Source organism: Leyella stercorea, from assembly GCF_019052365.1.
GTDB lineage: Bacteria > Bacteroidota > Bacteroidia > Bacteroidales > Bacteroidaceae > Prevotella.
In genome coordinates, this window is sequence record NZ_JAHQUY010000150.1 from 1 (window position 1) to 1759 (window position 1759).

Sequence of the window (1759 nt, forward strand, 5' to 3'; positions counted from 1 at the left end):
TTATCTTGGCAAGTCCCTTGATTATGCGCTTCTGCTTGGCCTCTTCCTCCGACTTATGTTCGAGCATATTTCTTAAAGACGTGACCTCTTCCAGAAGGGCATCCGCCTTACGGTTCGCCTCCTGGAGTTGTTCCTGCAAAAATGATATCTGTTGCTGCAACAATGCAATAATCTCGTCTTTCTTCATACTTCAAAGGTACGAAAAAAAGACGAGACTACCAAATAAACAATCATGTATTTTGACAATAATATTACTGATTATCAATTATTTACAAACATAGAATTGTCAATGCTCAGCCTCTTGCGATATCTTACCGACTTCAACGATATTCCGCTCATGATGGCGGATAGAGTCTTATAGGGCATTACACAAGCCTTCTTGCCGGGGTTGAAATAGGGTATCTCGAAGGTACCTCTTTCAAGTCGCTTCTGATAGAGTGTGAAACCGTCCGTATCCCAGCGAAGGAGTTTCACCTGCTGTCGGTTCTTGCTGAAGAAGATGAACACAGCCCCGCTTAGTGGCGGCAGATCCATCTCCTGCGACACAAGCTTATAAAGGCCGTTTATCCCCAGGTTCATTCTAACATAGCGCTGGCATACAAAATAGCGCATTCCGTCGTTCAATCCAAACATGGCAGACCCTCCATTTGATAAAGCTTGAGGAATGACATGACGGCTTGTGCGCTGCCACGTTTTATGTTCACTTGTGTGCCGTCAGGGAATGTCAGACTTACACCAGAGAGTATGTCACAAGATTCAGACTGTGGAGCAGACCTGTCTGTTGTCATTGGCAGGAACAGACTGTCTGCAACCTCGGGTATAGGTGGTATTTGGTTTTCTGTCACATATTGATTACACCCACGTATACGCTTCTTGGCTTCTTTTACAGATAGTCCGTTGTTATTCATCCAGCGTTGCATTCCTTTGCGGTTAGTATGCCATTCCTTTTGAACAGAGGATAAAGTGATAGTTGGATTACGTGGTAACTCTTTCAAAAACGCATTCCATACGCTTTCATATCGTTTTGCTGCTATCATATTAGATTTTTTATTCACGCAGCAAAGGTAAAGAGATAAAAAAATATGGACAAGGCTGCATCGCGGATACGCTTACCCGCAGAGGGCTATCTACCAGTTTGTCTCCCAGCTGTAGAGTGGTATCTCCCAGTTTGTCACCCAGCTGCAGACGAATATCCTCCAGCCTATAAAAAGCGAAGAGCACTTCAATCACTTGAAATGCTCTCCTAAATAACTAAATTTTACCAAAATATGATTTTAAAAAAAATTATCAACTTTATACGGGGTGTTCTCAATCGTTTGGGTTCAAAACTACAACAAAGGTAATAATTTTTTCCGAAAAGTATTATATCTGCTTGCTTTTATTAGTATTATTAACAAACAATTACTCCAAATGGGATAATTGGAATGAATTGCTCCCGTGGTAGGACGATTACCGCGGTGTAAAACGGGTGTTACCGCAGTGGTGTAATGGTGTTACCGCAGTGGTGTAATGGTGTTACATCGCTGCGGTAATCGTATGCCCAGATTGAGGTAACCAAAAGAATTACGGCGCTACTCTTAGGTATATAAAAGAATTACGGCGCTACTCTCATCGAGCAGCGCCGTAAACCTATGTTTAACTAAAAATCCTTTTTCGTAATTAATGAAGAGTCTCACGATCCTTCATAGCTACCTGTTAAACAATTTACCTTAAACCTAATAACTAAAAACCTAAATCTATTACTACTAACCTAAACAAT

2 protein-coding genes and 1 pseudogene are annotated in these 1759 nt (G+C 41.4%); all 3 read right to left on the reverse strand.

Features of this window, described 5'->3' with window-relative positions:
• Nucleotides 1-187: pseudogene (locus tag KTQ90_RS13195) on the reverse strand (IS66 family transposase); the annotation flags it as partial.
• A gap of 74 nt (nucleotides 188-261) precedes the next feature.
• Nucleotides 262-633, reverse strand: a complete 372-nt coding sequence (tnpB, locus tag KTQ90_RS13200; protein WP_217318810.1) for an IS66 family insertion sequence element accessory protein TnpB — start codon at nucleotides 631-633, stop codon at nucleotides 262-264.
• Nucleotides 621-1037, reverse strand: coding sequence for a hypothetical protein (locus tag KTQ90_RS13205; RefSeq protein WP_217318811.1), 417 nt, complete (start codon nucleotides 1035-1037; stop codon nucleotides 621-623). The genes tnpB and KTQ90_RS13205 overlap by 13 nt, the downstream gene beginning before the upstream one ends.
• Nucleotides 1038-1759: the final 722 nt, after the last annotated feature.